Origin of the sequence: Pseudomonas sp. B21-010 (assembly GCF_024749325.1) — a bacterium.
Lineage (GTDB): Bacteria > Pseudomonadota > Gammaproteobacteria > Pseudomonadales > Pseudomonadaceae > Aquipseudomonas > Aquipseudomonas kilonensis.
The window spans coordinates 2451417-2477694 of sequence record NZ_CP087198.1; the positions used below are offsets into that span (position 1 = coordinate 2451417).

General features: G+C 61.9%; 22 protein-coding genes and 1 tRNA gene. 8 read left to right on the plus strand and 15 right to left on the minus strand.

What is annotated here, in order from left to right; translation table 11 throughout:
- Positions 1 to 9 precede the first annotated feature (9 nt).
- Positions 10 to 2547 carry a PAS domain-containing sensor histidine kinase gene (locus LOY50_RS10945; RefSeq protein WP_258690830.1) on the minus strand — a complete coding sequence of 846 codons (2538 nt, stop codon included), beginning with the start codon at positions 2545 to 2547 and terminating at the stop codon, positions 10 to 12.
- 132 nt (positions 2548 to 2679) lie between these two features.
- Between LOY50_RS10945 and LOY50_RS10950 the strand changes: the two genes are divergently transcribed.
- On the plus strand, positions 2680 to 3798 hold the full coding sequence (locus LOY50_RS10950) for a PilT/PilU family type 4a pilus ATPase (protein WP_258690831.1): 1119 nt from the start codon (positions 2680 to 2682) through the stop codon (positions 3796 to 3798).
- 118 nt (positions 3799 to 3916) lie between these two features.
- On the opposite strand, the gene LOY50_RS10955 is transcribed toward LOY50_RS10950, so the two are convergent.
- From LOY50_RS10955 to LOY50_RS11000, 10 genes are all read right to left on the minus strand, one after another.
- Positions 3917 to 5872, minus strand: a complete 1956-nt coding sequence (locus LOY50_RS10955; RefSeq protein WP_258690832.1) for an acetoacetate--CoA ligase — start codon at positions 5870 to 5872, stop codon at positions 3917 to 3919.
- A gap of 158 nt (positions 5873 to 6030) precedes the next feature.
- Positions 6031 to 6807: a 3-hydroxybutyrate dehydrogenase gene (hbdH, locus tag LOY50_RS10960; protein ID WP_063321984.1), complete on the minus strand. Its 777-nt coding sequence runs from the start codon at positions 6805 to 6807 to the stop codon at positions 6031 to 6033.
- A gap of 7 nt (positions 6808 to 6814) precedes the next feature.
- The gene (locus tag LOY50_RS10965) at positions 6815 to 8206 is read right to left on the minus strand and encodes a GntP family permease (RefSeq protein ID WP_253473456.1); all 1392 of its coding nucleotides are present in this window, start codon (positions 8204 to 8206) and stop codon (positions 6815 to 6817) included.
- Positions 8207 to 8507: 301 nt separating this feature from the next.
- Positions 8508 to 9923, minus strand: a complete 1416-nt coding sequence (locus LOY50_RS10970; RefSeq protein ID WP_253473459.1) for a sigma-54-dependent Fis family transcriptional regulator — start codon at positions 9921 to 9923, stop codon at positions 8508 to 8510.
- Positions 9924 to 10067: 144 nt separating this feature from the next.
- Positions 10068 to 11648, minus strand: a complete 1581-nt coding sequence (locus LOY50_RS10975) for an ABC transporter ATP-binding protein (RefSeq protein ID WP_253478483.1) — start codon at positions 11646 to 11648, stop codon at positions 10068 to 10070.
- Between the two features lie 25 nt (positions 11649 to 11673).
- Entirely contained in the window at positions 11674 to 12696 is a 1023-nt protein-coding gene (locus LOY50_RS10980) for an ABC transporter permease (RefSeq protein ID WP_253473462.1), read from the minus strand.
- A complete protein-coding gene (locus tag LOY50_RS10985) occupies positions 12696 to 13754 on the minus strand; it encodes a microcin C ABC transporter permease YejB (RefSeq protein ID WP_253473465.1) in 1059 nt (352 codons plus the stop codon). The genes LOY50_RS10980 and LOY50_RS10985 overlap by 1 nt, the downstream gene beginning before the upstream one ends.
- On the minus strand, positions 13754 to 15622 hold the full coding sequence (locus LOY50_RS10990; RefSeq protein WP_258690833.1) for an extracellular solute-binding protein: 1869 nt from the start codon (positions 15620 to 15622) through the stop codon (positions 13754 to 13756). The genes LOY50_RS10985 and LOY50_RS10990 overlap by 1 nt, the downstream gene beginning before the upstream one ends.
- 258 nt (positions 15623 to 15880) lie before the next feature.
- A complete protein-coding gene (locus LOY50_RS10995; RefSeq protein ID WP_003200262.1) occupies positions 15881 to 16162 on the minus strand; it encodes a peptidylprolyl isomerase in 282 nt (93 codons plus the stop codon).
- Positions 16163 to 16259: 97 nt separating this feature from the next.
- Positions 16260 to 17129 (minus strand): triacylglycerol lipase, encoded by an 870-nt coding sequence (locus LOY50_RS11000; RefSeq protein WP_258690834.1) that lies wholly within the window; start codon positions 17127 to 17129, stop codon positions 16260 to 16262.
- A gap of 410 nt (positions 17130 to 17539) precedes the next feature.
- On the opposite strand from LOY50_RS11000, the gene LOY50_RS11005 reads away from it, so the two are divergent.
- Positions 17540 to 18514, plus strand: a complete 975-nt coding sequence (locus LOY50_RS11005; protein WP_258690835.1) for a hypothetical protein — start codon at positions 17540 to 17542, stop codon at positions 18512 to 18514.
- A 273-nt stretch (positions 18515 to 18787) separates the two neighbouring features.
- On the opposite strand, the gene LOY50_RS11010 is transcribed toward LOY50_RS11005, so the two are convergent.
- A complete protein-coding gene (locus LOY50_RS11010) occupies positions 18788 to 19858 on the minus strand; it encodes a 3-deoxy-7-phosphoheptulonate synthase (RefSeq protein ID WP_258690836.1) in 1071 nt (356 codons plus the stop codon).
- A 616-nt stretch (positions 19859 to 20474) separates the two neighbouring features.
- Between LOY50_RS11010 and LOY50_RS11015 the strand changes: the two genes are divergently transcribed.
- The 6 genes from LOY50_RS11015 (at position 20475) to LOY50_RS11040 (ending at position 25005) form a co-directional block, all read left to right on the plus strand.
- Positions 20475 to 21236, plus strand: a complete 762-nt coding sequence (locus LOY50_RS11015) for a carbon-nitrogen hydrolase family protein (protein ID WP_258690837.1) — start codon at positions 20475 to 20477, stop codon at positions 21234 to 21236.
- A gap of 7 nt (positions 21237 to 21243) precedes the next feature.
- Entirely contained in the window at positions 21244 to 21678 is a 435-nt protein-coding gene (locus tag LOY50_RS11020; protein WP_253473480.1) for an N-acetyltransferase, read from the plus strand.
- A 127-nt stretch (positions 21679 to 21805) separates the two neighbouring features.
- Positions 21806 to 22447 (plus strand): UvrY/SirA/GacA family response regulator transcription factor, encoded by a 642-nt coding sequence (gene uvrY, locus LOY50_RS11025; RefSeq protein ID WP_003200277.1) that lies wholly within the window; start codon positions 21806 to 21808, stop codon positions 22445 to 22447.
- 2 nt (positions 22448 to 22449) lie between these two features.
- Entirely contained in the window at positions 22450 to 24273 is a 1824-nt protein-coding gene (uvrC, locus tag LOY50_RS11030; RefSeq protein WP_018608068.1) for an excinuclease ABC subunit UvrC, read from the plus strand.
- A 32-nt stretch (positions 24274 to 24305) separates the two neighbouring features.
- On the plus strand, positions 24306 to 24866 hold the full coding sequence (gene pgsA / locus LOY50_RS11035) for a CDP-diacylglycerol--glycerol-3-phosphate 3-phosphatidyltransferase (RefSeq protein WP_003200282.1): 561 nt from the start codon (positions 24306 to 24308) through the stop codon (positions 24864 to 24866).
- A 63-nt stretch (positions 24867 to 24929) separates the two neighbouring features.
- A tRNA-Gly gene (locus LOY50_RS11040) sits at positions 24930 to 25005 on the plus strand.
- A gap of 85 nt (positions 25006 to 25090) precedes the next feature.
- Here the strand turns inward: LOY50_RS11040 and LOY50_RS11045 are convergent.
- The 3 genes from LOY50_RS11045 to LOY50_RS11055 all read right to left on the minus strand — a co-directional run bounded on the left by LOY50_RS11045 (position 25091) and on the right by LOY50_RS11055 (position 26151).
- Positions 25091 to 25447: a type II toxin-antitoxin system RelE/ParE family toxin gene (locus LOY50_RS11045; RefSeq protein ID WP_258690838.1), complete on the minus strand. Its 357-nt coding sequence runs from the start codon at positions 25445 to 25447 to the stop codon at positions 25091 to 25093.
- A gap of 2 nt (positions 25448 to 25449) precedes the next feature.
- Complete coding sequence (locus LOY50_RS11050; RefSeq protein WP_092221617.1) at positions 25450 to 25740, minus strand: type II toxin-antitoxin system ParD family antitoxin; 291 nt, start codon at positions 25738 to 25740, stop codon at positions 25450 to 25452.
- Between the two features lie 213 nt (positions 25741 to 25953).
- Positions 25954 to 26151, minus strand: coding sequence for a hypothetical protein (locus tag LOY50_RS11055; protein ID WP_258691223.1), 198 nt, complete (start codon positions 26149 to 26151; stop codon positions 25954 to 25956).
- Between the last annotated feature and the right edge of the window lie 127 nt (positions 26152 to 26278).

Below are 26278 nucleotides of genomic sequence, written 5' to 3' on the forward strand. Positions count from 1 at the left end.
TGCCTCAAGTCAGTTGCCATGGTTGATCATCGTCCGAATCTTGTTGGCCAGCAGATCGAGGGTGAAAGGCTTGGCGACCATGTCCATGCCCTGGTCGAGGAACCCCTGGCGTTCGGCGGCTTTCTGCGCGTAGCCGGTCATGAACAGCACTTTCAACCCCGGGCGGTGCTGGCGGGCGATTTCCGCCAGTTGCCGGCCATTCATGCCCGGTAGCCCGACGTCGGTCACCAGCAGGTCGATGCGCTGGTCCGATTCCAGCACGGGAAGCGCGGTCACGGCGTCCCGGGCTTCGAGAGCGGTGTAGCCCAGGGCCTGCAACAGGTCGAGCACCAGCATGCGCACGGCGGGTTCATCCTCCACCAGCAACACGGTCTCCCCGGCGATGGCCGGCGGTACGACGACCGTCTCGGGCGTCTCGGGTGGTTGGGTCGGCGAAACGTGCAAGCGCGGCAGGTACAACTGCACCCGCGTGCCTTGGCCCGGCACACTGTCGAGGTTGAGGTGCCCACCCGACTGCTGGGCAAAGCCGTAGATCATCGACAAGCCCAGGCCGGTGCCCTGGCCGATGGGCTTGGTGGTGAAGAACGGATCGAAAGCCTTGGCCAGCACGGCGGGGGTCATGCCGCTGCCGTTGTCGCTGACGGCGATCATCACGTAATCCCCGGCCTTGACCGGCTCCAGGGTGTTGATGTCCGTAGCGTCGAGATAGACATTGGCGGTTTCGACGATCAGTTCGCCGCCCTCGGGCATGGCATCGCGGGCGTTGATCACCAGGTTGAGCAGGGCGTTTTCCAACTGGCTGGCGTCGGTGTTGACCGGCCACAGCTCGCTGGCCAGTTGCAGCCGCAGCACGATGTGATCGCCAGTGGTGCGGCTCAGCAGGTCTTCGAGCGAGTGCACCAGCTCGTTGGCGTCCAGCGGTTTGCGGTCCAGGGACTGGCGTCGGGAAAAAGCCAGCAGCCGATGGGTCAGGGCCGCGGCGCGGTTGGCCGAGGACACCGCCGCTTCGGTGAAGCGCCCGATCTCGTCAGTGCGGCCAGCGGCGATGTAGCGTTGCATCAGGTCGAGGCTGCCGAGGATGCCGGTGAGCATATTGTTGAAGTCATGGGCAATGCCGCCCGTGAGCTGGCCCACGGCTTCCATTTTCTGCGCATGGCGCAGGGCTTCCTCCGCGCGCTCGCGTTCGAACATCTCGCTTTGCAGCCGGTGATTGGCTTCGGCCAGTTGCTGGGTACGGGCGATGACGCGTTCTTCCAGTGTTTCGTTGAGGTTGCGCAGGGCCTCCTCGGTTTTCCGGCTCTCGGTTTCGTCGATCACGAAGATGTAGAAACCGTTCACCGCACCGTCCGCCCCATGGCGAGGCAGGTAGTTGATCAGCGAATGGCGCGGGCGCCCGTCGCGATGGTCCATCTGCACGGTGAAGCTGCACGGCTTGCCGGCCAGGGCATCGGCGATCTGTTGGGCGCGGGCGGCATAGGCCTCTTCACCGAGCACTTCGCGGATGGTCTTGCCGTAGAGTTCCTGCGGGGTCAGGCCGTACCAGTCCAGGTAAGCGCTATTGTTCAGCCGGAAACGCTCTTCGCGGTCCACGTAGCTGATGAGGATCGGCATCGCATTGATGATCAGCTGCAGCTCGGTCTGGCTCTGGCGCAGGGCTTGCTCGGTGCGCTTGCGTTCGGTCAGGTCCAGCGCCGCGCCAAGAAAACGCTTGGGCCGGCCGTGGCGATCCTTGTAGCAACGGCCGCGCACGTATACCCAGCGCAACTCATCGTCGGGCTGCAGCAGTCGGTACTCCTCGGCGTATTCGGTGCCGTGGGTGATGCAGTGCTTGATGCTGCGGGCAACCATCGCCCGGTCCTCGGGGTGCACGCCTTCGAGGTAGGCACTGATGGGCAACTGGCGGGACAGGCTGGGGTCGACGCCATGCAACAGGGCGAAGTGCGCATCGGCAATAAAGCGGTCTTCGCTGATGTCCCAGTCCCAGGTGCCCAGCGCGTCGGCGGCGGCCAGGGCCAGTTGCAGGCGCTCTTCGCTTTCATGTTGGGCCTTGAGGCTGGCCTCGGAGCGGCGTTCGAACTCCATGGCCAGGCGGCGTCGTTCGCTGGTCTCGATGGCGGTGACCAGGATGCCGGCGACGCTGCCGCTTTCGTCACGCACCGGGCTGTAGGTCAGGTCCAGCCAGACATCACAGAGACGGCCGGCGAAGGGCACGCGCCATTGCTGGTCGCGGCAGGAGTGTGTCTGGCCTTGCAACACACGGTGATAAATCCCTTCGGTCGTACTCTTGAGTTCGGGCCATGCTGTATGGGTCGGTCGGCCGAATGCCCGGGGGTGCTTGTCACCGGCCAGTCGGCCGAAGGCGTCGTTGTAGAGATGGGACAGCTGCGGTCCCCACAGCAAGGCCATCGCCATGGGCGAATGGAGCATGATGTCCACGGCGGTGCGCAGGCTCTGGGGCCAGTTCTGGGCAGCGCCCAGCGGGGTCAGGGCCCAGTCCATCTGGCTGATCAGGCGCTGTGTATCGCTGCCGGCGGGTGTCGCGTTCATCAGGCGACCCCTGGCTGTCGTGTCTGTGCCACGGCGTCGACTATCCTCAGAAGAGGGTACATGCGGGTGGGTCTGAAGGGGTTCATGTTCGGCTCAGCTTGTTTCATTGATGTCTCGCGGAAGTTTCAGTCCATGGAAATCGATCCGTTGTTGCGAATCCTGGCGAGCCAGAATGGTTCCGACCTTTACATGTCCACGGGTGCGCCACCGTGCGCGCGCTTCGAGGGGGTGATCAAGCCCTTGGGTAACGAGGCGTTCAAGGTCGGCGACATTGCCAGGCTCGCCGAGTCTCTGATGGACGCCGAACAGCGCCTTGAGTTCGATCGGGAGTTGGAAATGAACCTGGCGATCTCCCTGGCCGGTGTCGGGCGGTTCCGGGTCAATATCTTCAAGCAGCGCAATGACGTGTCCATGGTGATTCGCAACGTCAAGCTGGACATCCCGCGCTTCGAAGACCTGAAACTGCCTCGAGTGCTTTTAGACACCATCATGCAGAAACAGGGGCTGATGCTGTTCGTCGGTGCGACAGGCTCGGGCAAGTCGACCTCCCTGGCGGCGCTGATCGATTACCGCAATCGCAACAGCAGCGGCCACATCATCACCATCGAGGACCCGGTGGAGTATATCCATCGGCACAAGAAATCCATCATCAATCAACGGGAAGTCGGTGTCGACACCCGCAGTTTCCATGCAGCCCTGAAAAACACCCTGCGCCAGGCGCCGGACGTGGTGCTGATCGGCGAAATCCGCGACCGGGAAACCATGGAGCATGCCTTGGCGTTTGCCGACACCGGGCACCTGGTGATTTCCACCTTGCATGCCCATAACGCCAACCAGGCCCTGGACCGGGTGATCAATTTCTTTCCGGAAGAACGCCGGCCGCAGTTGCTCATTGACCTGGGCAACAACCTCAAGGCGTTCGTCTCCCAGCGCCTGGTGCGTACCCGCACCGGCCAGCGACGAGCGGCGGTGGAGGTCATGCTGGGCTCGCCGACGGTGGCCGACCTGATCCGGCGCAACGAGCTCGGCGAGCTCAAGGGCATCATGGAGAAGTCAGAGGAACTGGGGATGCAAACCTTTGATCACGCGCTGTTCAACCTGGTGGTCGAAGGTGCCATCGATGAGGAAGAAGCGCTGAAGAATGCCGACTCGGCGAACAACCTGCGGTTGCGGTTGAAGTTGCATAGCGAGTCGGGGGCGGCGGCGCCACCGGTCGATCCGGCGGCGGGTGAGTGGGGGTTGATGGATTGATTGTTTTAAAGGGAAACCGCGTTATCGTTCATCGCGAGCAAGCTCGCTCCCACAGTGGATCTGCGGTGATTGGCAGACCCATGTGGGAGCGAGCTTGCTCGCGATGAGGCCCTGACGGTCAGCTCGCCAGCTCTGGCCGATCCCGAAACTGCTCCAAAGCCCCAGGGTTGGCCAAGGCATCGGTGTTCTTCACCACCTCGCCATGCACCACATTGCGCACCGCCAGCTCCACCACCTTGCCGCTGATGGTTCGCGGAATATCACTGACCGCGAGGATCTTCGCCGGTACATGACGCGGCGTGGTGTTGGCCCGGATGACTTGGCGGATCCGTTGTTCCAAGGCTTCATCCAGGCTCACACCCTCGCGCAGGCGCACGAACAGCACCACCCGGACATCGCCCTGCCATTGCTGGCCGATGGCGACGCAGTCCAGCACTTGCTCGACTTTTTCCACCTGCCGATAGATTTCCGCGGTGCCGATGCGCACGCCGCCAGGGTTGAGCACGGCATCGGAGCGGCCATGGATCAGGAAACCGCCGTGGGGCAGTTCCTCGGCGTAGTCGCCTTGGGCCCACACGCCGGGAAACTGGGCGAAGTAGGAGGCGCGAAGCTTTTCCTGCCGAGGGTCGTTCCACAAACCAATGGGCATCGCCGGGAAATGCCGGGTGCACACCAACTCACCTTTTTCACCAATGACCGGGTTGCCGGCCTCGTTCCAGACCTGCACGGCCATGCCCAGGCTCTTGCCCTGCATCTCGCCCCGGCGCACCGGCGACAGCGGGTTGCCGTTGACGAAGCAGGACACAATGTCGGTGCCACCAGACATCGAGGCCAGGCAGACATCGGCCTTGAGGTCGCGGTACACGTAATCGTAGCTATGGGGGGCCAGCGCCGAACCGGTGGAGAGCAGGGTTTTCAGACTGTCCAAACGGTGCGTCTGGCGTGGCTTGAGGCCCTCGCTTTCCAGGGCAGCGAGGAACTTGGGGCTGGTGCCGAAGACGCTGATGCGCTGCTGGTCGATCAGGTCCAGCAAGCGCTCGGGGCCGGGGTGGAACGGCGAACCGTCGTAGAGCACCACCGTGCTGCCCACGGCGAGGGCCGACACCAGCCAGTTCCACATCATCCAACCGCAGGTCGTGTAGTAGAACAGCCGATCCTCGGGCCCGAGGTCCACGTGCAGGCCATGTTCCTTGACGTGTTGCAGCAGCACGCCACCGGTGCCATGGACGATGCACTTCGGTACGCCGGTGGTGCCGCTGGAGTACAGGATGTACAGCGGGTGGTCGAAGGGCACGCTGACGAATTCCGGTTCGCCACCGCGTTGATAAAAGTCGTTCCACAGCGCGACAGCGGCCGAGGTCTTGAATGCCTCGACGCGCACGTCCGGCTGCGCATAAGGCAACACGATCAGTTGCTGCAGCGACGGTAGCCGTTCAAGGATTTCGTTGACCTTGGCTCGCTGGTCGATGATCTTGCCAGCATAGCGATAACCGGCGCAGGTGATCAGCACCTTGGGTTCGATCTGGCCGAACCGGTCGATGACGCCTTGGGTACCGAAGTCCGGTGACGAGCACGACCAGATAGCACCCAGGCTGGTGGTGGCGAGCATGCCGACCAGGGTTTGCCAGGTGTTGGGCAGGCAAGCGGCGACTCGATCACCCTGGGTGACGCCGGCGGCCTTCAGGCTTGTTTGCAGGCCAGCGACATGGGCGGCGAGTTCGGCCCAGGCCAGTTGTTCCTGGCCGCCGTTTTCGTCGAGCGCCACCACTGCGACGGCGTCATCGCGGCGGCGCAGCAGGTGCTCGGCGAAGTTCAGCGTGGCGCCAGGGAACCACTGGGCGCTGGGCATTTGCGAACCTTCCACCAACACCGCGTCGGGCGCTTGGTGAAAGCGAATCTCGAAGAAATCGACAATGGCCTGCCAGAAGGCTTCGCGCTGGTCGATGCTCCAGGCGTGCAGGGCCGGGTAGTCGTGCAGTTGCAGGTGATGTCGCGCGTTGACGAACTGGCGAAAGGCGTTCATGCGCGACTGGGCGATGCGTTCGGGGCTGGGTTGCCAGAGGATGTCGGACATGGGGTGCCTCTTGTTCTTTTGTCGGGCCTGACGATCGTTCCTACGCTCTGCGTGGGAATGCCTCTGGGGACGCTCCGCGTTCCGTTCTTGGGACGCAGAGCGTCCCTGTCTGCATTCCCACGCAGAGCATGGGAACGATCAGTATCCAGTAGTGAGGGTTATTGAGCCAACCACCCACCATCGATATTCCACGCCGCGCCGCGCACCTGGCTGCCGGCTTCGCTGCACAGGAACAGCACCAGTTCCCCCAGTTGCGGCGGGGTGACGAATTCCAGGGACGGCTGTTTCTCGGCCAATAGATCGTGCTGTGCCTGTTGCGGATCGACGCCGGCGGCAATGCGATCGTCGATCTGTTTTTGCACCAGTGGCGTCAGCACCCAGCCCGGGCAAATGGCGTTGCAGGTCACGTTGCTGGTGGCGGTTTCCAGGCCGACCACCTTGGTCAAGCCGATCACCCCATGCTTGGCCGCGACATACGCCGCCTTGCCCACCGAGCCGACCTGGCCGTGCACCGAGGCGACGTTGATAATCCGCCCCCAGCCCTTGGCACGCATGCCCGGCAGGCTCAGGCGGGTGGCGTGGAACACCGAGGACAGGTTGATGGCAATGATCGAGTCCCAACGCTCCACCGGGAAATCCTCCACGGCGGCCACGTGCTGGATTCCGGCGTTGTTCACCAGGATGTCCACGCCGCCGAACTCGCGCTCGGCGTAGGCGAGCATGTCGGCGATCTGCGCCGGGTCGCTGACATCGGCCGGATGATGACCGACCTTGCCACCGAACTGTTTCACCTCGGCGATCACCGCCGAGGCATCGCCAAAGCCGTTGAGGATCAGGTTGGCCCCGGCCTTGGCCAGGCTCAGGGCGATGCCCAGGCCGATGCCGCTGGTAGAGCCGGTGACCAGGGCGGTCTTGCCCGAAAGAGTGGTTGTCATGGGAACCTCACACAATGCCAGTGGCGTAGAACACACCGATCACCACGAAGACCGCGAGGGTCTTGATCAGCGTAATGCAGAAAATGTCTTTATAGGCTTCGCGGTGGGTCAGCCCGGTCACCGCCAGCAGGGTAATCACCGCGCCGTTGTGCGGCAGGGTGTCCATGCCGCCGCTGGCCATGGCCGCCACCCGGTGCAATACCTCCAGGGGAATGTTGGCGGCGTGGGCAGCGTTGATAAAGGTTTCGGACATCGCTGCCAAAGCGATGCTCATGCCTCCCGAGGCGGAGCCGGTGATGCCCGCCAGCAGCGTGACGGTCACTGCTTCGTTGACCAGTGGGTTGGGAATGCTCTTGAGCCAGTCGGCCAGCACCAGGAAACCCGGCAAGGATGCGATGACCGCGCCGAAGCCATATTCCGACGCAGTGTTCATCGCCGCCAGCAACGCGCCGCCCACGGCGCTCTTGCTGCCTTCGGCCAGCTTGCTGCGAATGGCCCGGAAACCGAACAGCAGGACCATGATGATGCCCACCAGCAACGCCGCCTGCACCGCCCAGATCGCGGTGAGCTTGGCGATGTCGCTGGTCACTGGCGTCGCCATGCCCGGCAGCGCCAGGCTGTGGGTCTTGCCATACCACTGGGGAATCCACTGGGTGAACAACAGGTTCATGAGCCCTACCGCCAGCAGTGGCGAAACGGCGATCCAGGGGTTCGGCAGCTTGATGTCTTCGGCGGTTTCCGGCTCGTTGCGCAACTCGGTGCCGTAGCCTTCGCCCACGCGCTGGGCCTTGTTGCGCTGGCGTTGCAGGAACAGCATGCCGAGGCTGAACACGAAGATCGTGCCGATCACACCCAGCCACGGTGCGGCCCAGGCCGTGGTGTTGAAGAACGTGCTGGGGATGATGTTCTGGATCTGCGGCGTGCCGGGCAGGGCGTCCATGGTGAACGAGAACGCGCCGAGGGCGATGGTGGCCGGGATCAGGCGCTTGGGGATATTACTCTGGCGGAACATCTCGGCGGCGAACGGGTACACCGCGAACACCACGACGAACAGAGACACGCCGCCATAGGTCAGCAAGGCACAGACCAGCACGATCACCAGCATGGCCTGGCGCGTCCCCAGCAAGCGAATCGCCGCGGCGACGATGGAGCGGGAGAAGCCCGACAGCTCGATCAACTTGCCGAACACTGCGCCGAGCAGGAACACCGGGAAATACAGTTTGATGAAGCCGACCATTTTTTCCATGAACACCCCGGTAAAGGCAGGGGCAACGGCGGACGGGTCGGTGAGCAGGACGGCGCCGAGAGCGGCGATGGGGGCAAAGAGGATAACGCTGTAGCCACGGTAGGCGGCGACCATCAGCAGCGTGAGGGCTGCCAAGGCAATGATCACACTCATGGTGTGTCTCCTGGATTGTTATTGTTGTGGTGAAGCTGTGGAGGGGGCTTTAGCGAGTTTTGTGCCAAGTGTGTAACTGGCTGAAATATAAAGACTTTATTTGCCGTTTTAGGATGAGGAGGGACTGTTTGTCTCTGTTTTGAGATTTTTTTGGGTGTGCAGGCCTCATCGCGAGCAGGCTCGCTCCCACAGTTGACCGCGTACTTCAGAAGAACCCCAATACCTTGTGGGAGCGAGCTTGCTCGCGATGAGCGCAAAGCGCTCCAAAAGCACAAGTCTATATTTTGAGAATTGAGTCTCTCTATTGAGACTCGGCAATCCCCAACGCCACCATCTTCTTGTACAACGTCGACCGTCCCAACCCCAACCGCTCGGCCGCTTCAACCACTTTGCCCCCGCATTGCGCAAGGGTGGTTTCGATCAACTGTCGGTCGAAGCGCGCCCGGGCCTGGCTGAAAGTTTCTTGCGGCAACGGTTCCAGGCTCGGGCTTGCTGTGTGGGTTACCGGTATGAACGTGCCGATGGCAGCGCGGATGTCTGGCGCCGTGAGCACCAGGTCATCACTGAGCAGCGCGGCCCGTTCCAGCACGTTGCGCAGTTCGCGGATGTTGCCCGGCCAGGCATGTTGCCGCAGCAGGTCGAGGGCGGCGTGGTTCAGTTCATGCTGGCTGCGCAGTTCTTCAAGGATCGCTTCGCTCAGGGCCGGCAAGTCCTCCAGGCGTTCGCGCAACGGCGGGACCTGGATCGGCAGCACGTTGAGGCGGTAATACAGGTCGGCGCGGAACTCTCCGCGCTTGATCGCCGCTTCCAGGTCCATGGAGGTGGCGGCGATTATGCGCACGTCGCTTTGCAGCACCTCGTTGGAGCCCACCGGTTCGTATTCCTTTTCCTGGAGCACGCGCAGCAGTTTGCTTTGCAGCGGCAGCGGCATGTCACCGATCTCGTCGAGGAACAGCGTACCGCCCTGGGCGATCTGCAGTTTGCCGGCGCGGCCCTTGCGGTCGGCCCCGGTAAACGCCCCTGGCGCGGTGCCGAAGAATTCGGCTTCCAGTAGCGATTCAGGAATCGCTGCGCTGTTGATGCTGACGAACGCCTTGTGGGCGCGCGGCGAAGCACTGTGGATGGCCTGGGCCAGCAGTTCCTTGCCGGTGCCGGTTTCGCCGAGCAGCAGCACCGGCGAATCGGCGCTGGCGCTGCGCCGGGCACGGCGCTTGACCTCAAGGCCGGCGTTGCTGGTGCCAATGAAATGGGCAAAGTTGTACTTGGTCTGCCGCGCCCGCAGCAGCGAGCGGGTGGAGGCCAGTTCTTCCTGCATGCTCAGGTAGCGCTTGAGCATCGGGGACAGGCTGCGCAACTCATCGAACAAGGCAAAGCCGATGGCACCGATCACCGCACCCGCGCTGTCGTGGATCGGCAGGCGCATCACCACCAGGGGTTCCTTGGGCGTGTCCTGCATGTCCAGCAGGATCGGGCGCCCGGTGCGCACCACTTCACGCAGCAGGCTGCCGGGAATCACGCTTTCGCACGCCCGGCCAATCGCCTCCTGCGCCGAGTTCAGGCCGAAGCGGCGGGCGTAGCGTTCGTTCATCCAGACGATATTCGCGTCACGATCGACAATCACCGTGCCTTCGCTGGACTGCTCGATGATCTCGAACAACGAACGGATCGCCAGCGTGCGGACGCGCTTGTAATCCTTGAGGCTTTCGGTGGGGTTCATGGTCGGGTCCGGATTGTGTGTTGCTTGTCAGGTCCTCATCGCGAGCAAGCTCGCTCCCACAGTTGATCTTCAGTGCGACGCAGACCACTGTGGGAGCGAGCTTGCTCGCGATGGGTGCGACACGAAGCTATGCCATGCGCCGCATTATGCCCACCCCGGATGCGCCGCCGCCAACAGCTCCTTCGTATAAGGATGCTGGGGCGAGTCGAACACGTCATGACTGGCGCCTTGTTCGACCACTTTGCCGTCCTTGATCACGATCATGTCGTGGGCCAAGGCACGGACCACCGCCAGGTCGTGGCTGATGAACAGGTAGGTCAAGTCGTACTTCTCCTGGAGCTGACGGAGCAGGGCGACGACTTGTTTCTGCACGGTGCGGTCCAGTGCCGAGGTGGGTTCGTCCAGCAGAATCAACGCTGGCTTGAGCACCAAGGCCCGGGCAATGGCGATGCGCTGGCGCTGGCCGCCGGAGAACTCGTGGGGGTAGCGATGACGGGTCGAAGGGTCGAGGCCGACCTCCTTGAGGGCCTGGATCACCCGGGCTTCACACTGTTCGGGGCTGGAAGGCTGGTGGACCTCCAGGCCCTCGCTGATGATCTGCTGCACCGACATGCGCGGGCTGAGGCTGCCGAACGGGTCCTGGAACACCACCTGCATCTGCTTGCGCCATGGCCGCAGCGCCTTGTGCGACAGCTGATCGAGGGCCTGGCCCTGGAAGTGGATGCTGCCTTCGGAGTCGATCAGCCGCAGGATCGCCTGGCCGAGCGTGGACTTGCCGGAACCGGACTCGCCGACGATACCCAGGGTCTTGCCGCGCTGGATGCTCAGGCTGATACCGTCCACGGCGCGCAAGTATTCCTTGCGCCGGAACAGCCCGCCGCCCAAGGGAAAGCTCACGCGCAGGTCCTGTACCTGCAACACGTTTTCGCGCTCGTCCCGGGGCAGGGCTTCGCCTTCCGGTTCGGCGTGCAGCAGTTCGCAGCTGTAGGGATGTTTCGGTGCGCTGAACAGGGTTTCGCAAGGCGCCTGTTCGACGATTTCTCCCGCCTTCATCACGCACACCCGTTGGGCGATGCTGCGCACCAGGTTGAGGTCGTGGCTGATCAGCAGCAAGGACATGCCGAGCCGTTGCTGCAACGACTTGAGCAGCAGCAGGATCTTGCGCTGCACGGTCACGTCCAGCGCGGTGGTCGGTTCGTCGGCGATCAACAGCTCCGGCTCGCAGGCCAGGGCCATGGCGATCATCACCCGTTGTCGCTGGCCGCCGGACAGTTGGTGGGGATAGGCCTTGAGGCGTTCGGCAGGTTTCTGGATACCCACCAGGGCCAGCAGTTCCAGGATGCGCTGGCGCGCCGCTTTGCCGCCCAGGCCCCGGTGCAGCATCAGGGTTTCACCGATCTGCTTCTCGACGCTGTGCAGCGGGTTCAGCGAGGTCATCGGCTCCTGGAAGATCATCGCGATCCGGTTGCCGCGCAACTCCCGCAGCGTCTTGGCCTCGGCGCCCAGCAGTTCCTGGCCGCGATAGCGAATGCTGCCGGTGGTGCGGGCTTCTGTCTCGGGCAGCAATTGCAGGATCGAGTGGGCCGTCACCGACTTGCCGGAGCCGGACTCGCCCACCAGGGCCAGGCACTCGCCGGGGCGGATGTCCAGGCACAGGTTGCGCACCACCGTCTGGTCGTTGAAGGCCACGCTCAGGTCGCGGATTTCGATCAGGTTGTCGCTCATCTCAAGGTTCTGCTTCATGGCCGTTTCATGATCGTGGGTCGAACGCGTCTCGCAACGCCTCGCCGATAAACACCAGTAGAGAAAGAATCAGCGCCAGGGTGAAAAACGCCGTCAGCCCCAACCACGGCGCTTGCAGGTTTTGCTTGCCCTGGGCGATCAGTTCCCCCAGCGACGCGCTGCCGGCCGGCATGCCGAAGCCGAGGAAATCCAGGGCGGTGAGGGTGGAGATCGCCCCGGTGAGGATGAAGGGCAGATAGCTCAGGGTGGCGTTCATCGCGTTGGGCAGGATATGCCGCACGATCACCTTGCGGTCCGACAAACCCAGGGCCCGTGCGGCTTTCACGTATTCCAGGTTGCGCCCGCGCAGGAACTCGGCGCGGACCACATCCACCAGGGCCAGCCAGGAAAACAGCGCCATGATCCCCAGCAGCCACCAGAAGTTCGGCTCCACGAAGCCGGACAAGATGATCAGCAAGTAGAGCACCGGCAGCCCGGACCAGACTTCCAGCAAGCGTTGCCCGAGCAGATCCACCCAGCCACCGTAATACCCCTGCAACGCACCGGCGGCGATACCGATCAGCGTGCTGATGGCGGTCAGGGCCAGGGCGAACAGGATCGACACTCGCGCACCGAAGATCACCCGGGCCAGCACGTCCCGGGACTGGTCATCGGTGCCCAGCCAGTTCACGGTCGAGGGTGCGCTCGGGGCCGGCTGGTTGAGGTCGTAATTGGGTGTGTCGTCGCTGAACGGGATCGGTGGGAACCACAGCCAGCCGCCGTCCTTGTGGATCAGGTTCTGCACATAGCTGCTGCGGTAGTCGGCCTGGAACGGCAGCTGCCCACCAAATTCCTGTTCGGTATGGCGCTTGAACACCGGGAAATACAGCGAACCCTGGTAGCTGACCACCAGCGGCTTGTCATTGGCGATCAATTCGCCGCCCAGGCTCAGGATGAACAGGCCGATGAACAACCACAGCGACCACCAGCCCCGACGATTTTTCTTGAAACGTTCGAAGCGCCGACGGCCCAAGGGGGAAAACTTGAACATCAGGCGTTCCTCGCGGCGAAGTCGATGCGCGGGTCCACCAGGGTGTAGCAGAGGTCGCCGACGAGTTTGATCAGCAGGCCGAACAGCGTAAAGATGAACAACGAGCCGAACACCACCGGGTAGTCGCGAGACACTGCGGCCTCGTAGCTCATGCGGCCCAGGCCGTCGAGGGAGAAGATCACCTCGATCAGCAAGGAGCCGGCAAAGAACACGCTGATGAACGCCTGGGGAATGCCGGATACCACCAGCAGCATCGCATTGCGGAACACGTGACCGTAGAGCACCCGCTGTTCGCTCATGCCCTTGGCTCGCGCGGTGACCACGTACTGACGGGTGATTTCATTGAGGAACGAGTTCTTGGTCAGGATCGTCAGGGTGGCGAAGCCGCCGATCACCAGCGACGTGACCGGCAGCACCAGGTGCCAGAAGTAATCGGCGATCTTGCCCAGCGTCGACAGTGACTCGAAGTTATCCGACACCAGCCCGCGTACCGGAAACCAGTTCAGCGAGGTGCCGCCGGCGAACACCACGATCAGGAACATCGCGAAGAGGAACGCCGGCATCGCATAGCCAATGATGATCGCCGTGCTGCTCCACACATCGAATGCCGAGCCGTGACGCACCGCCTTGCGGATGCCCAGGGGGATCGACACCAGGTACGTGATCAGCGTCGCCCAGAGCCCGAGGGAAATGGTCACCGGCATCTTTTCCAGGATCAGGTCAGTGACCGTTGCGCCGCGGAAGAAACTCTTGCCGAAGTCCAGGCGAGCGTAGCTGCTGAGCATCAGCCACAGGCGTTCGTGAGCCGGTTTATCGAAGCCGTATTGTTTCTCGATGTCCTTGATCAGTTGCGGATCCAGGCCGCGACTGGCGCGGGAGCTGTTGGTCATGGTGTTGCCTGAACCGCCGACACTGGTGCCGCCGATGCCTTGCAGGTGGGCGATGGCCTGTTCCACCGGCCCACCGGGTGCGGCCTGCACGATAACGAAGTTCACCAGCAGGATAATCACCAGCGTGGGGATGATCAGCAGCAGGCGCCGCGCGATATAAGCCCACATCAATGCGGCCCTCCGGGTGTGCCGCGTTTGATGCGTTCGGCGCGCATCTGCTCGTTGGTCAATGGTGTGGTGCTCACTTCCCACCAGCTTTCGATGGCTTCGTCATTACTGGCCTGAACTTTCGGGATGCCGAAGCGGTTCCACCACACGGTCGAGCTGCCCGGCGGGTAATAGTTGGGGATCCAGTAGTAATTCCATTGCAGCACCCGGTCCAGGGCGTGGGCATGACGCAGCATGTCGGCTTGGGTGGTGGCCTTGACCAGCCCGTCGATCAGCGTGTCCACCGCCGGGTTCTGCAAGGCCATGTAGTTGTTGGCCCCCGGATCGTTGGCGGCCGCCGAGCCGAAGTAGTTGTAGAGTTCCATGCCCGGCGATGTGCTGACGGGGTAGCCGGTGATGATCATGTCGTAGTCGCGGCTCATGAGGCGATTGACGTACTGGGACGCGTCGATACGACGGATGCTCATGTCGATGCCGATTTGCGCCAGGGTTCGTTTATAGGGCAGCAGCAGGCGGTCGATACCGTTCTGGCTGTTCAGGAACGTGAAGCTCAGTGGCTCGCCCTCGGCATTCACCAAGCGGTCGCCGTCGGGTTTCCAGCCGGCCTGTTCCAGCAGCGCCAGGGCTTGCAGTTGCTTGTCGCGGATCACGCCGCTGCCGTCGGTTTTCGGGGCCTGGAAGACTTGGGTGAAGACTTCGTCGGGAATCTGTCCGCGCAACGGCTCGAGGATCGCCCGTTCGCCGGCATCGGGCAGTTCTCGAGCAGCGAGTTCAGTGTTGGAAAAGTAACTCTGCTGACGCACATAGACGTTGCGCATCATCTGGCGATTGCTCCATTCGAAATCCCAGAGCATCGCCAGGGCCTGGCGCACACGACGATCCTGGAACTGCGGTTTTTGCAGGTTGAAGACGAAACCCTGGGCGGTCTGGGGAGCCTCGGTGGCCAGGTGAGCCTTTTGCAGGCGACCGTCGTGCAGGGGCGGGCTGTCATAGCCGATGGCATAGCCGGTGGCGGAGAACTCGCGATTGTAGTCATAGGCGCCGCCGCGCAGCACCTGGCGGGCCACATCGGTGTCGCCAAAATACTCGATGCTGAAATGGTCGAAATTGTAGAGACCACGACTGACCGGCAGGTCCTTGCCCCACCAATCGGCATTACGTTCGAAGGTAATGCTGCGCCCGGAATCGACTTTGCTTACCCGGTAGGGGCCACTGCCCAGCGGGGCCTCGTAGCCGCCGCCGTTAGCGAAGTCGCGGGTCTTCCACCAATGTTCGGGAAAGACCGGCAAGGTAGCGATGTCCAGGGGCAGGGTGCGGCTTTCGTTGTTCTTGAAGTTGAAGCGCACGGTGCGCTCGTCCTCGACCACGACGTCCTTGACCGCCGCGAACTGGGTGCGATAGCGCAGGCTGCCCTGGGTCATCAACAGCTCGAAGCTGTAGCGCACGTCCTGGGCGGTAATGGGTTTGCCATCGGCGAAGCGCGCCTTCGGGTTCAGGTAGAAGCGCAGCGACAGGCCATCGTCGGCCCGCTCCATCTTCTGCGCCACCAGGCCGTAGACGGTATAGGGCTCATCCAGCGAGCGCTGGGCCAGTGGCGAATACAGCATCCCGTCGATCTGGCTGACGCCGATGCCTTTGTCGATGTAGGGCAGGATGTGGTCGAAGTGGCCGATCTCGACGGCCGAGCGGCGCAGGGTCCCGCCTTTGGGGGCCTGGGGATTGGTGTAGGCGAAGTGGCCGAAGCCTTCGGCGTATTTGGCCGGTTCGCCATAGACGGTCAGGGCATGTTGCGGTGCTGCATCGACGCCGACGGCGCCTGTCAGCAGGACCACGGCAGTCAATAGCAGGGAAGGGAACGCCAGTCGCATTGTCAGCCTTAAAGCCGGGTGATCGATGACACGATTTGTACGCGAGCGGCGCCTGGATCGCCAGCCCTTGTGGAGAAGGGATTTATCTGTGGGAGCAAGACCTGTGGGAGCAAGGCTTGCCCGCGATGGCCGCGCCACGGTCCAACAGCTAAGCCGCGTTATCGTTCATCGCGGGCAAGCCTTGCTCCCACAGCGGGGATAAATCCCCTCGCCATAATGAATCACATCACCCTTGAGTGAAGGGTATCTGTACCGGGATCAGTCCTGGCGGCTGGTGACTTCCAGCAGGTGGTAGCCGAACTGAGTCTTGACCGGGCCCTGGACCACATTGATCGGTGCGCTGAATACCACGGTGTCGAATTCCTTGACCATCTGGCCCGGGCCGAACGAACCCAGGTCGCCGCCCTGACGGCTGGACGGGCAGGAGGAGTTGGCCTTGGCAACTTCGGCGAAATCGGCGCCAGCTTCGATCTGGGCCTTGAGTTCGTTGCACTTGTCTTCGGTGGAAACCAGGATGTGGCGGGCAGTGGCTTTGGCCATGGGGGAAATTCCTTTCGCTGTAATTTAAAGGTGCTGAGCCTACCGGATTCATTGACGGGTTGTTGTCAAAATTGCGTCAAAACCATGGGCCCGGCGATCAAAGGCCGGCTTTGCGCAGGCGCTCGGCGTGGCGCAGGTAAAGCTCTGTGGGGTCTGTACCCTTGCGTGATGTGCCGGCTCCTGGGCTGATGGCCTCCATATGGTCCATTGGATAGTCGGAGCGAATGACCTTGCCCAGGTGCGAACTGAAGCGCCCGACCAGACCGTCGTTCTGCTCGGCTTCGGTGATGAAGTAGTCGGAAAAGGCCCGGCAGAAACCCTGCAAAGGCTCCGATGCTTGCCCCGTAGCCTCGCGCAACGTACCGCTCCATGAGTAGTAGCGCACGCCATTGACCCGGTCCGGGCCGTTCCCACCCCAGCTCTTTGGCAGGCCTTGGGGGTATTTGTCGTTGAAGGCGCCCACGCCCTCAGTGGTCAACGTCGCCAGCGCCGCGACGGCGGCGGGCGATAGCTGCGCCTGCCCGTCAAGCAGCGAGATGAAATCGGCGAACAGTGTGGCGACGCCTCTTGCCACATGCCCTGGCAAGCGTCCGGGGATAAGGGCCTTGCGCAGGAAGTCGGCCAGTTCGGAACCATGGTTGGGACCGCTGACCGACGTGACCGAGGCCACTTTGTCGGGTGCCAGCGCGGCGGCATACCGGGCGGACAGCACACCCTGGCTGTGGCCGATCAGGTTGACCCGGGCGGCACCGGTGCCGACCAGGACCCGATCGATTTGTGCCAGTAGTTGTTCGCCTCTGGCCTCGTTGCAATGGGTGGCCGACAGGTACGGGATGAACACCCGGGCACCGCCTGCGCGTAGGGCTTGTTTGATGCCATGGAAAAGTTCGAAACCGCCGATCCTGTCAAACCCGAACAACCCATGGACCAACAGGATGGGAAATTGAGTGGTTGCATTCCGTTGCATGTTCGTACCTTTTTCGAAGAGGTTCACGATGAATTTGCGACTTCACTCTAATCCAGGCCCGTAATGGGCGGTGTAGGAAGAAACCGCGCTGAACCGGGGAAACCGGAATAGAAAAAGTGGGAAGAATGGGAAATAGCCCGGCGCTGGCTAAAGGTGTAGGAGGTCTCCTATAACCCGAGTCGTTTGCAGCTACAGCTTTGAACGCCAGGGACCACCGCCGTTGTCGTCTTGTCTGGCTGTGGGTTTGGCGCGAGCGGGTTTTAATGGGGCCATCGAGCGCCGTTATGCAAACGGTGCCTTCATCCAAGGACTGGAGCCTGCACATGATCACTTATCCTTCTCTTCAACGATCCCGTTCAACCTCAGGAACAAGGCTGCCGCCACCGGTCCTGGCAGCAGCCAGGGACGGGGTGATCGACCCCGCTTGGCGCAAGGCCGTCGTTACCGTCAAGCCTTATCCAATGATGGCGTGCGGGGATGAGGTGCTGCTGCGTTGGCATGGGCTCAACAACGAGGGAGAGCCTTACCGACATGAAGTGGCCGGGTTCGTCACGGAGCGGCAAGTAGGGCGAGACGTCGTGTTTGTCGTGCGCGAACCGCATATCGCCGAGTTGGACGGTGGCTCGCTGGAGCTCTCCTACCAGGTGACGGGCAAACAGTTGCCGGCCATCCTGGTTTCGCAACACCTGCAACTGGACATCGGCGATGTATCACCGCAACTGCTGCCTGCCATTGCCAACGATGCGGTCGGTGGCAGCCTTGATCCGAGTCGGGTACCTGATGGAACGTGGGTGACGATTCGGCCCTACGCCAGGATGGCGGTCGGCGATCGGTTGATCCTGGCGGCCAGCAAGGACTCCAACGCGCTTTGGCGCGATGTGCTGGAGATAGAAGCCCATGCGGTTGGTCGTGAGGTGTTGCTCTGGGTCGATCATTCGCTGATCGCTCCCCATGTAGGACACAACCTGGCCTTGGCCTATGTCGTCAGGCGCGGACATTCGGTGCGCCGCGCCGAACCCTTGTCGTTGCACATCGGTCCTCTGCTGCGTCCTGCGTTGAAGGCACCCAGGATTCGGGAGATGAACGACGGGTGGCTGGATGTCGACGATTTGCAAGAGGGGGTGACGATTGTCATCGATGATCCCGGGCTTGAGGCGGGCGAGCTGGTCTGGTTGCAGTGCAACGGAAACTCGTCTTATGTCCTTGAACGCGAAATCACCGAGGCCACGGCAGGCCAACCGCTCGCTTTTGTGATTCCTGCGGTGTATTGGCAGGATCAAGGCGACAGGTCGGTGGCCGTGTTCTATCAGGTCGAGCGCCTGGATGACGTCAGCCAGCGTTCCGAGTGGGTGACGGTCCAGGTTCGTTCCAGTGCGCCAGGCTGAACGAGGCGCTCCCAGAGAAGATAATGCTGTTCACTTGGGAGGGGCGATAGATCTGTGGCGAGGGAGCCTGCTCCCGCTGGGCTCTGTAGGAGCTGTCGAGCGAAGCGAGGCTGCGATCTTTTGATCTTTCGCTCCAGACTCAATTGGCAATGGAAAGATCGCAGCCTCGTTTCACTCGACAGCTCCTACAGCGCAGCCCAACGGGAGCAAGTGCTCACCACAATGATCCAGACAAGCCACAGTATTTATCCCAGAAGAGGGCGCATTCGGACCTCAGGCTGGCAATTGCAGCTTGCGATGGGCTTCGCGCAGCAGCAGCTCGGTGGACTCCCAGCCCAGGCAACCGTCGGTGACCGAGACGCCGTAGCGCATCGACGGGCCCAGCGGCTGGCAGCCTTCGAACAGATGGCTTTCGAGCATCATGCCGACCAGGGAACGGTTTCCTTGCAGCCGTTGTTCCAGCACGTCATTGAACACCTGCGGTTGGCGCAGCGGGTCTTTGCCGCTGTTGGCGTGGCTGCAGTCCACCATGATCCGGGCCGGTATCTTGAGGCGGGTCAGGTCGTGGTGTATCTGCGTGACGCTCTGCTGGTCGTAGTTCGGCCCGCGATGGCCGCCGCGCAGCACCAGGTGGGTGTCGGGGTTGCCCGGCGTCTGGATGATCGCCGGATGCCCCTGGCTGTCCACGCCGAAATGCCGATGGGGATGGGCGGCAGAGCGCATGGCATCGCAGGCGATGCCGACCCCGCCGTCCGTGCCGTTCTTGAACCCCACGGGCATGCCCAGGCCGCTGGCCATTTCCCGATGGATTTGCGATTCGGTGGTGCGCGCACCGATGGCGACCCAACTGAGCAGGTCGTCGAAGTAACTGGCGGCCATGGGTTGCAGCAGTTCGGTGGCGACGGGCAAGCCCAGTTGCAATATTTCACGCATCAGTTCCCGGGACAAAGTCAGCCCGGCGGCCATGTCATCGCTGCCATCCAGACCAGGATCGTAGGCCAGGCCTTTCCAGCCAACGGTCGTGCGGGGCTTTTCCACGTAGGCGCGCATGACCAGCAGCATGCTGTCGCTCACTTCATGGGCCACGCGAGCCAGGTTGGCGGCGTATTCGAGGGCGGATTTCGGGTCGTGGATCGAGCAGGGGCCGACGATGACCAGCAGGCGGGAGTCCTCACCGTCGAGGATCGCGCGGATGGCCTGGCGATGGGCGCTCACTTGATGGCTCAACGCGGTGCTGAGCGGCAATTGGTGCTTGAGTTGCAACGAGCTCGGCAGACGCAGGGTCAGGGCTTCGTTGGCAGGGTTGAGCGTGGACAGCGGCAAAGCGGAGATGGACGAATTCATGATTTGGCTTCCTGGACGGGCAGCGGGTTCATTCCCGCGCGCCGGTCCTAGTGGGGTGTTCGACAATTGGCCGGATTGGCCCGCAATTGAGGCTTGCCACCGGTAGGTGACCGATCGGAGGCGGCAGGCTGTCCCGAGCGGTGGCTGGTAAATCGCCAGGCGGAAAAACTGTCGTAACGGTAATAAGTGGCGTAGTTCATGGCTCAATCCTCAAGTTGTCTGGTGTTGCAAATGTGTGGGGCCTGAAAAAACAAAACCCCCGGTCGGGAGGCCGACCGGGGGTTTGGAAAACTCTGGAAGGCGACCCGTTTAAAGTGGGCGCCGGTTGGGTATCAGGCGCGCCAGTGGCTAAACCAATACCCAAAATAAAAGCTGACCGGAGTTTGAACACTGTTCGCCCGGGCAGCCGCAACCGAGCGCGGGGCGCTGGCGGTTTGAAGCGGTGAGAGGGCGTTGAACATGGTCTGTCTCCGATGAATGGCCCTGAGCTTACTTGAGGACGGGGCGCCGGTTCAATCAGAAAATTCTATCGAGGGCATGCAATGGTTCGCCCCGGCTTGAGTCCGCTGGGCTTTGTGACAAACTTCAGGTTTGCAGCGCCTCCCAAGGATGACCCATGACCGCTCCAGCCTTCGCCGCCGCCCAGTCGATCTCCATCGCGGGGGACGTTCGCGCCAACCTCCTGCGTCATCAGCATTTCATGCAGGCGGCCGCTGAGCAGGGCGTGCAGTTGCTAGTGTTTCCTGAGTTGTCACTCACCGGCTACGAACGCGGCCTGGCGGCGGATCTGGCCATCCTGCCGGAGGATGCCGTATTACAACCGCTGCGCGACTTGGCCCAAGAACTCGGCCTGACCGCCGTGGTGGGCATGCCCATTCGACTGTCGGCCGACGCTCCGGTGTTGATCGGCGCGTTGGTCCTCGGTGCCGATGGCTCCCTCGGGGTGTACAGCAAGCAGCATCTGCACCCAGGGGAAGAAGTCGCCTTCGCCCCGGGCCATGGCGGCTCGATGCTGACGATGGGGCAGGATCGCATCGCGCTGGCGGTGTGTGCCGATTTCTCCCACGCCAGCCATGCTGCCGCGGCAGCCGGGCAGGGCGCTACGCTGTATGCAGCAGGCGTGTTGATTACCGAAGGTGGCTACGTGCCCGATACGACCTTGCTACAAGGCTATGCCCGGCAGCATGCCATGACCGTGCTGATGGCCAATCATGGCGGCGCCACCGGAGGCTGGGAATCGGCTGGTCGCAGTGCCATCTGGGGGCCCGGCGGTTCGCTGCTCGCGGCAGCGCCTGGCACGGGCGAGCTGTTGGTGATCGCCCGCCGCGACGTCAACGGTTGGGTAGGGCAAGTCGTGCCGGTGGCAGTGCTTGGATGAGGTGTTCATGAGCTTCGAGTGGCGTGCGGCAACGGCAGGGGACATCGACTTCGCCCGGCAGCTGACCTGCGACAACATGCTTGCTTATTACCTCAAGCATGATTTGCTCTGGCAGGACGAAGCGTTCGACTTGGCCTGGATCATTCGCCAGAACTGGATAATCAGTCGTGCCGGCCAGGCACTGGGCTTTGTCAGTCTCAGTCGTGACGCCCGGGCGTTGTATATCCGGGAGTTGCAGATCGACGAGGTGTTTCGCGGGCAGGGCGCCGGGACCTGGGCGATCGGACAGGTTTGGGACCTGGTGGGCCTGGAGCGTCGCCCGGCGCTGCGCCTGACGGTGTTCAAGGATAATCCGGCCAGGGCGTTGTACGAACGCATGGGCCTGCGTGTCGTGGGCGAGGATGAATGTTTCCTGAGGATGCAGCGAGACGCCGGTGCTTGACGCCTCGGATGTCGTGTTGATAAAGATGTGTTGTAACTTTTATCTGTCCCTTTGCGCTAGGTCTGCGGGATGCTTTTTTGCTAAGGTGTTGTGCAATCCAAATAAGACCAAATCGTGAGGTGTCTGCTTGATTAGGGTGTTAGTGGTCGATGACCATGATCTCGTCCGTACGGGCATTACACGAATGCTGGCTGACATCGACGGCCTGCAGGTAGTTGGCCAGGCTGAATCCGGGGAAGAATCCCTGATCAAGGCGCGTGAATTGAAGCCCGACGTGGTGTTGATGGACGTCAAGATGCCTGGCATCGGCGGCCTTGAGGCCACGCGCAAACTGCTGCGCAGTCACCCGGACATCAAGGTGGTCGCGGTGACCGTGTGCGAAGAGGATCCGTTTCCCACCCGGCTGTTGCAGGCGGGCGCGGCGGGCTACCTCACCAAGGGTGCTGGCTTGAACGAGATGGTCCAGGCCATTCGTCTGGTTTTTGCCGGGCAACGCTACATCAGCCCGCAAATCGCCCAGCAATTGGCGATCAAGTCGTTCCAGCCAACCAACGATTCTCCCTTCGACGCACTGTCGGAGCGGGAAATCCAGATTGCGCTGATGATTGTCGGTTGCCAGAAGGTGCAGATCATCTCCGACAAGCTGTGCCTGTCGCCAAAAACCGTCAACACCTACCGCTATCGTATCTTCGAGAAGCTTTCGATCAGCAGTGATGTCGAATTGACACTGTTGGCGGTGCGCCACGGCATGGTCGATGCCAGCGCCTGAAAATGACTGATTTGTTTGATCCAAGCGCGTTCCTGTCCACTTGCAGCGGTCGCCCTGGCGTGTACCGCATGTTCGACGGCGACGCACGCCTGCTGTATGTCGGCAAGGCCAAGAACCTCAAGAAGCGCCTGGCCAGTTACTTTCGCAAGACCGGCCTCGCCCCGAAGACCGCCGCCCTGGTGGGGCGCATCGCGCAAATCGAAACGACGATCACCGCCAATGAAACCGAGGCGCTGCTGCTTGAGCAGACGCTGATCAAGGAATGGCGCCCGCCGTACAACATCCTTCTGCGCGACGACAAATCCTACCCCTACGTGTTTCTGTCCGACGGGGCCTTTCCGCGCCTGAGCATTCATCGGGGTGCCAAAAAGGCCAAGGGTCGGTATTTCGGTCCTTACCCCAGCGCCGGGGCGATTCGTGAAAGCCTCAGCCTGCTGCAGAAGACCTTCTTCGTTCGCCAGTGTGAAGACAGCTACTACAAGAACCGCACCCGGCCCTGCCTGCAATACCAGATCAAGCGCTGCAAGGCGCCTTGCGTGGGGTTTGTCGAGCCGCAGGTCTACGCCGAGGACGTGCGTCACTCGGTGATGTTCCTGGAGGGCCGCAGCAATGCGCTGACCGACGAACTGTCGGCAGCCATGGAAGACGCGGCGGTCAACCTTGAGTTCGAACGGGCCGCCGAGCTGCGCGACCAGATTGGCCTGCTGCGCCGCGTGCAGGACCAGCAAAGCATGGAAGGGGGCAGCGGTGATGTCGATGTGATCGCCGCGTTCATCAACCCGGGCGGCGCTTGCGTGCATTTGATCAGCGTACGGGGCGGTCGCGTGCTGGGCAGCAAGAACTTCTTTCCCCAAGTGGGCATCGAGGAAGACGTGGCCGAGGTCATGGCGGCGTTTCTGGGCCAGTACTACATCAGCAGCCCGGAACGCGACTTGCCTGCCGAGTTGATCGTCAACGTGGTCCACGAGGATTTCCCGGCCCTGATCGAAGCCATCGACAAGCTTCGCGGTCGTGAACTGACCATCAGCCACCGCGTTCGTGGCACCCGTGCCCGTTGGCAGCAACTGGCCGTGACCAACGCCGAACAGGCACTGGGCGCGCGCCTGGCCAACCGTCAACACGTCGCAGCGCGGTTCGATGCCCTGGCCGATGTCCTTAACCTGGACGAGCCGCCGCAGCGGCTGGAGTGCTACGACATCAGCCATTCCAGCGGCGAGGCAACGGTGGCGTCCTGCGTGGTATTCGGTCCGGAAGGCCCGATCAAGTCCGATTATCGCCGGTACAACATCGAAGGCGTCACCCCCGGCGATGACTACGCGGCGATGCATCAGGCGTTGATGCGGCGTTTCGGCAAGCTGAAGGACGGGGAGGGCAAGTTGCCGGACATCCTCTTGGTGGACGGCGGCAAGGGGCAGTTGTCCATGGCCCGCGATGTGCTCAATGAACTGATGGTGCCCGACCTGATCCTGCTGGGCGTGGCCAAGGGTGCGACACGCAAGGCCGGTTTCGAGACCTTGTACCTGAACGACGCCGCCCATGAGTTCACCCTCAAGGGCGATTCACCGGCGTTGCACCTGATCCAGCAGATCCGCGACGAAGCCCACCGTTTTGCCATCACCGGACACCGTGCCCGCCGTGGCAAAACGCGCCGGACGTCTACACTGGAAGGTGTGGCAGGCGTCGGCCCGACGCGCCGTCGCGACTTGTTGAAACATTTTGGTGGATTGCAGGAACTGTCTCGTGCCAGCATCGAGGAGATAGCCAAAGCACCCGGTATCAGTAAAAAGCTCGCAGAGTCGATTTATGCAAACCTGCACAGCGAGTAGAATGCCCGTCAACCTTGTAGCCAGTTGTGCCGATGAATATCCCAAATCTGATTACCGTTCTACGCGTCCTGCTCATCCCGATCTTCATTTTGCTGTTCTATTTGCCGTACCACTGGAGCTACATGGCCTCCGCCTCGGTCTTTGCCTTCGCTGCCGCGACGGACTGGCTGGATGGTTACCTGGCTCGACGCCTGGAGCAGAGCACGCCGTTCGGCGCGTTCCTCGACCCGGTGGCCGACAAGCTGATGGTCGCGGTGGCCTTGGTGCTGCTGGTACAGGAACACGGCAACCTCTGGCTCACCTTGCCAGCGGCGGTGATCATTGGTCGTGAAATTGTCGTCTCGGCGCTGCGTGAGTGGATGGCCGAGCTGGGTGCCCGCGCCCAGGTCGCCGTGTCGAACCTGGGCAAATGGAAAACCGCCGCGCAGATGCTCGCGCTGGTAATCCTGCTGGCCAACCCTTCGGATTTCAGCTTCTGGGTGCTGTTGGGTTACGCACTGCTGCTGGTTTCCGCCGGCCTGACGCTGTGGTCGATGGTCCAATACTTGCGCGCCGCCTGGCCGCATCTGCGGACGGATGTAGAGCCTAAATAAAACTTTTTTGAATCAAGGGGTTGACGGCGTAATCTGAATCTATAGAATGCGCCACACCAAGACGCGGGAATAGCTCAGTTGGTAGAGCACGACCTTGCCAAGGTCGGGGTCGCGAGTTCGAGTCTCGTTTCCCGCTCCAAGATTCAGAAAAAAGCCACTCAGATGAGTGGCTTTTTTTTGCCTGAGATTTATGTGCAGGAGGCGTCGGCCTTTAGCGTTTGTGATCAATCGTTGGGCAGATGCAACTGCACCTCCATGGCGTCATGGAGGAGTCGGACGATCTCAATCACGTCGCCGTCTCCCACACGATAGAACACGATATGTCGCGGACTTTTGACCACTCCATGAAGTTGTTTGGCCTGCTGGCGTGAATAGACGAGGTGATAGCTGCGAAGGCCCGGTGCAAGCTCATCGCGGTCGTGGCTGCCAACGCGATAAGGCGTGTTGGCAATCGCTTGCAGCGCCGCGAGGATCAGTGCCTGGTAGCGCTGGCGTGCTTGATCGCCGAACTGCGTCTGGGAGAGCCTGAGAATATCGACAATGTCGGCGCGCGCCGCGTTGGAAATCCGATACTGCGGCATGCTCAGTGTTTCTCGCTCGCGGGGAGGGTTGCCTCCAGACTCAAGCCCTCGAGGTAGTGCTCCAGATCCCCTTCGTTCAACTGCGTGAAGCGCCCGTGCTCAAGGTCCATGATGCCGATCGAGGTCGCCTGACGCAGGGCCTCAATTTTGGCGGTGTCTTCGGCGACGCGTTGCTCCAATAGCCGCAAACCTTCTCGCATCACTTCGCTGGCATTCTGATAACGGCCGGACTGAACCAGGTCATGGATAACTTGTTCCTGGTGAGGGGTGAGCACAACGTTTCGCGTCGCCATAATTAACTCCAGCTCTGGGCAAACAGGTTATTTCGACCATTGGCATATTATGCCATTTATGCCATTTTACCCGCGAACACATAGTTTGGGATTTGTATCTGACGAACTGGGTCGTACGGGGGCATCCTTCGCGCCGAACAGCGCGTGCTGGCTCCGGAGGGCATTTGCAAATGCACAGAAGGGTGTTGCAGGCGGGGCATCGGGGCCGTTTGATCAGTGTGGGTCTTGGGTTCTCAGCTTGGCCAGGCCCTGTTTGATGTGTCCGGCGTTCTCACCGATCGTGTGAGGCGCGCCACGGGCATTGTCGCCAGTATCTGTCGCACCTTGGCGTTCAATCCTTAAGGTCAACTCCAACACGGCCGCCTCTAAGGCGAGCTGGTTTTGGTACAGGCGCTCAAGGACATTAGGCAGTGAGTATTCGGGGGGGGGGGCATAGCTTCGACTCCATTCGAGAGAGTGGGGAGTTTAGCTGCGGGAATGGCTGACAACAAAAAGCTCGCGCATGGTGGGCTCTCTGAATGGGGGCAAATTGATCAAG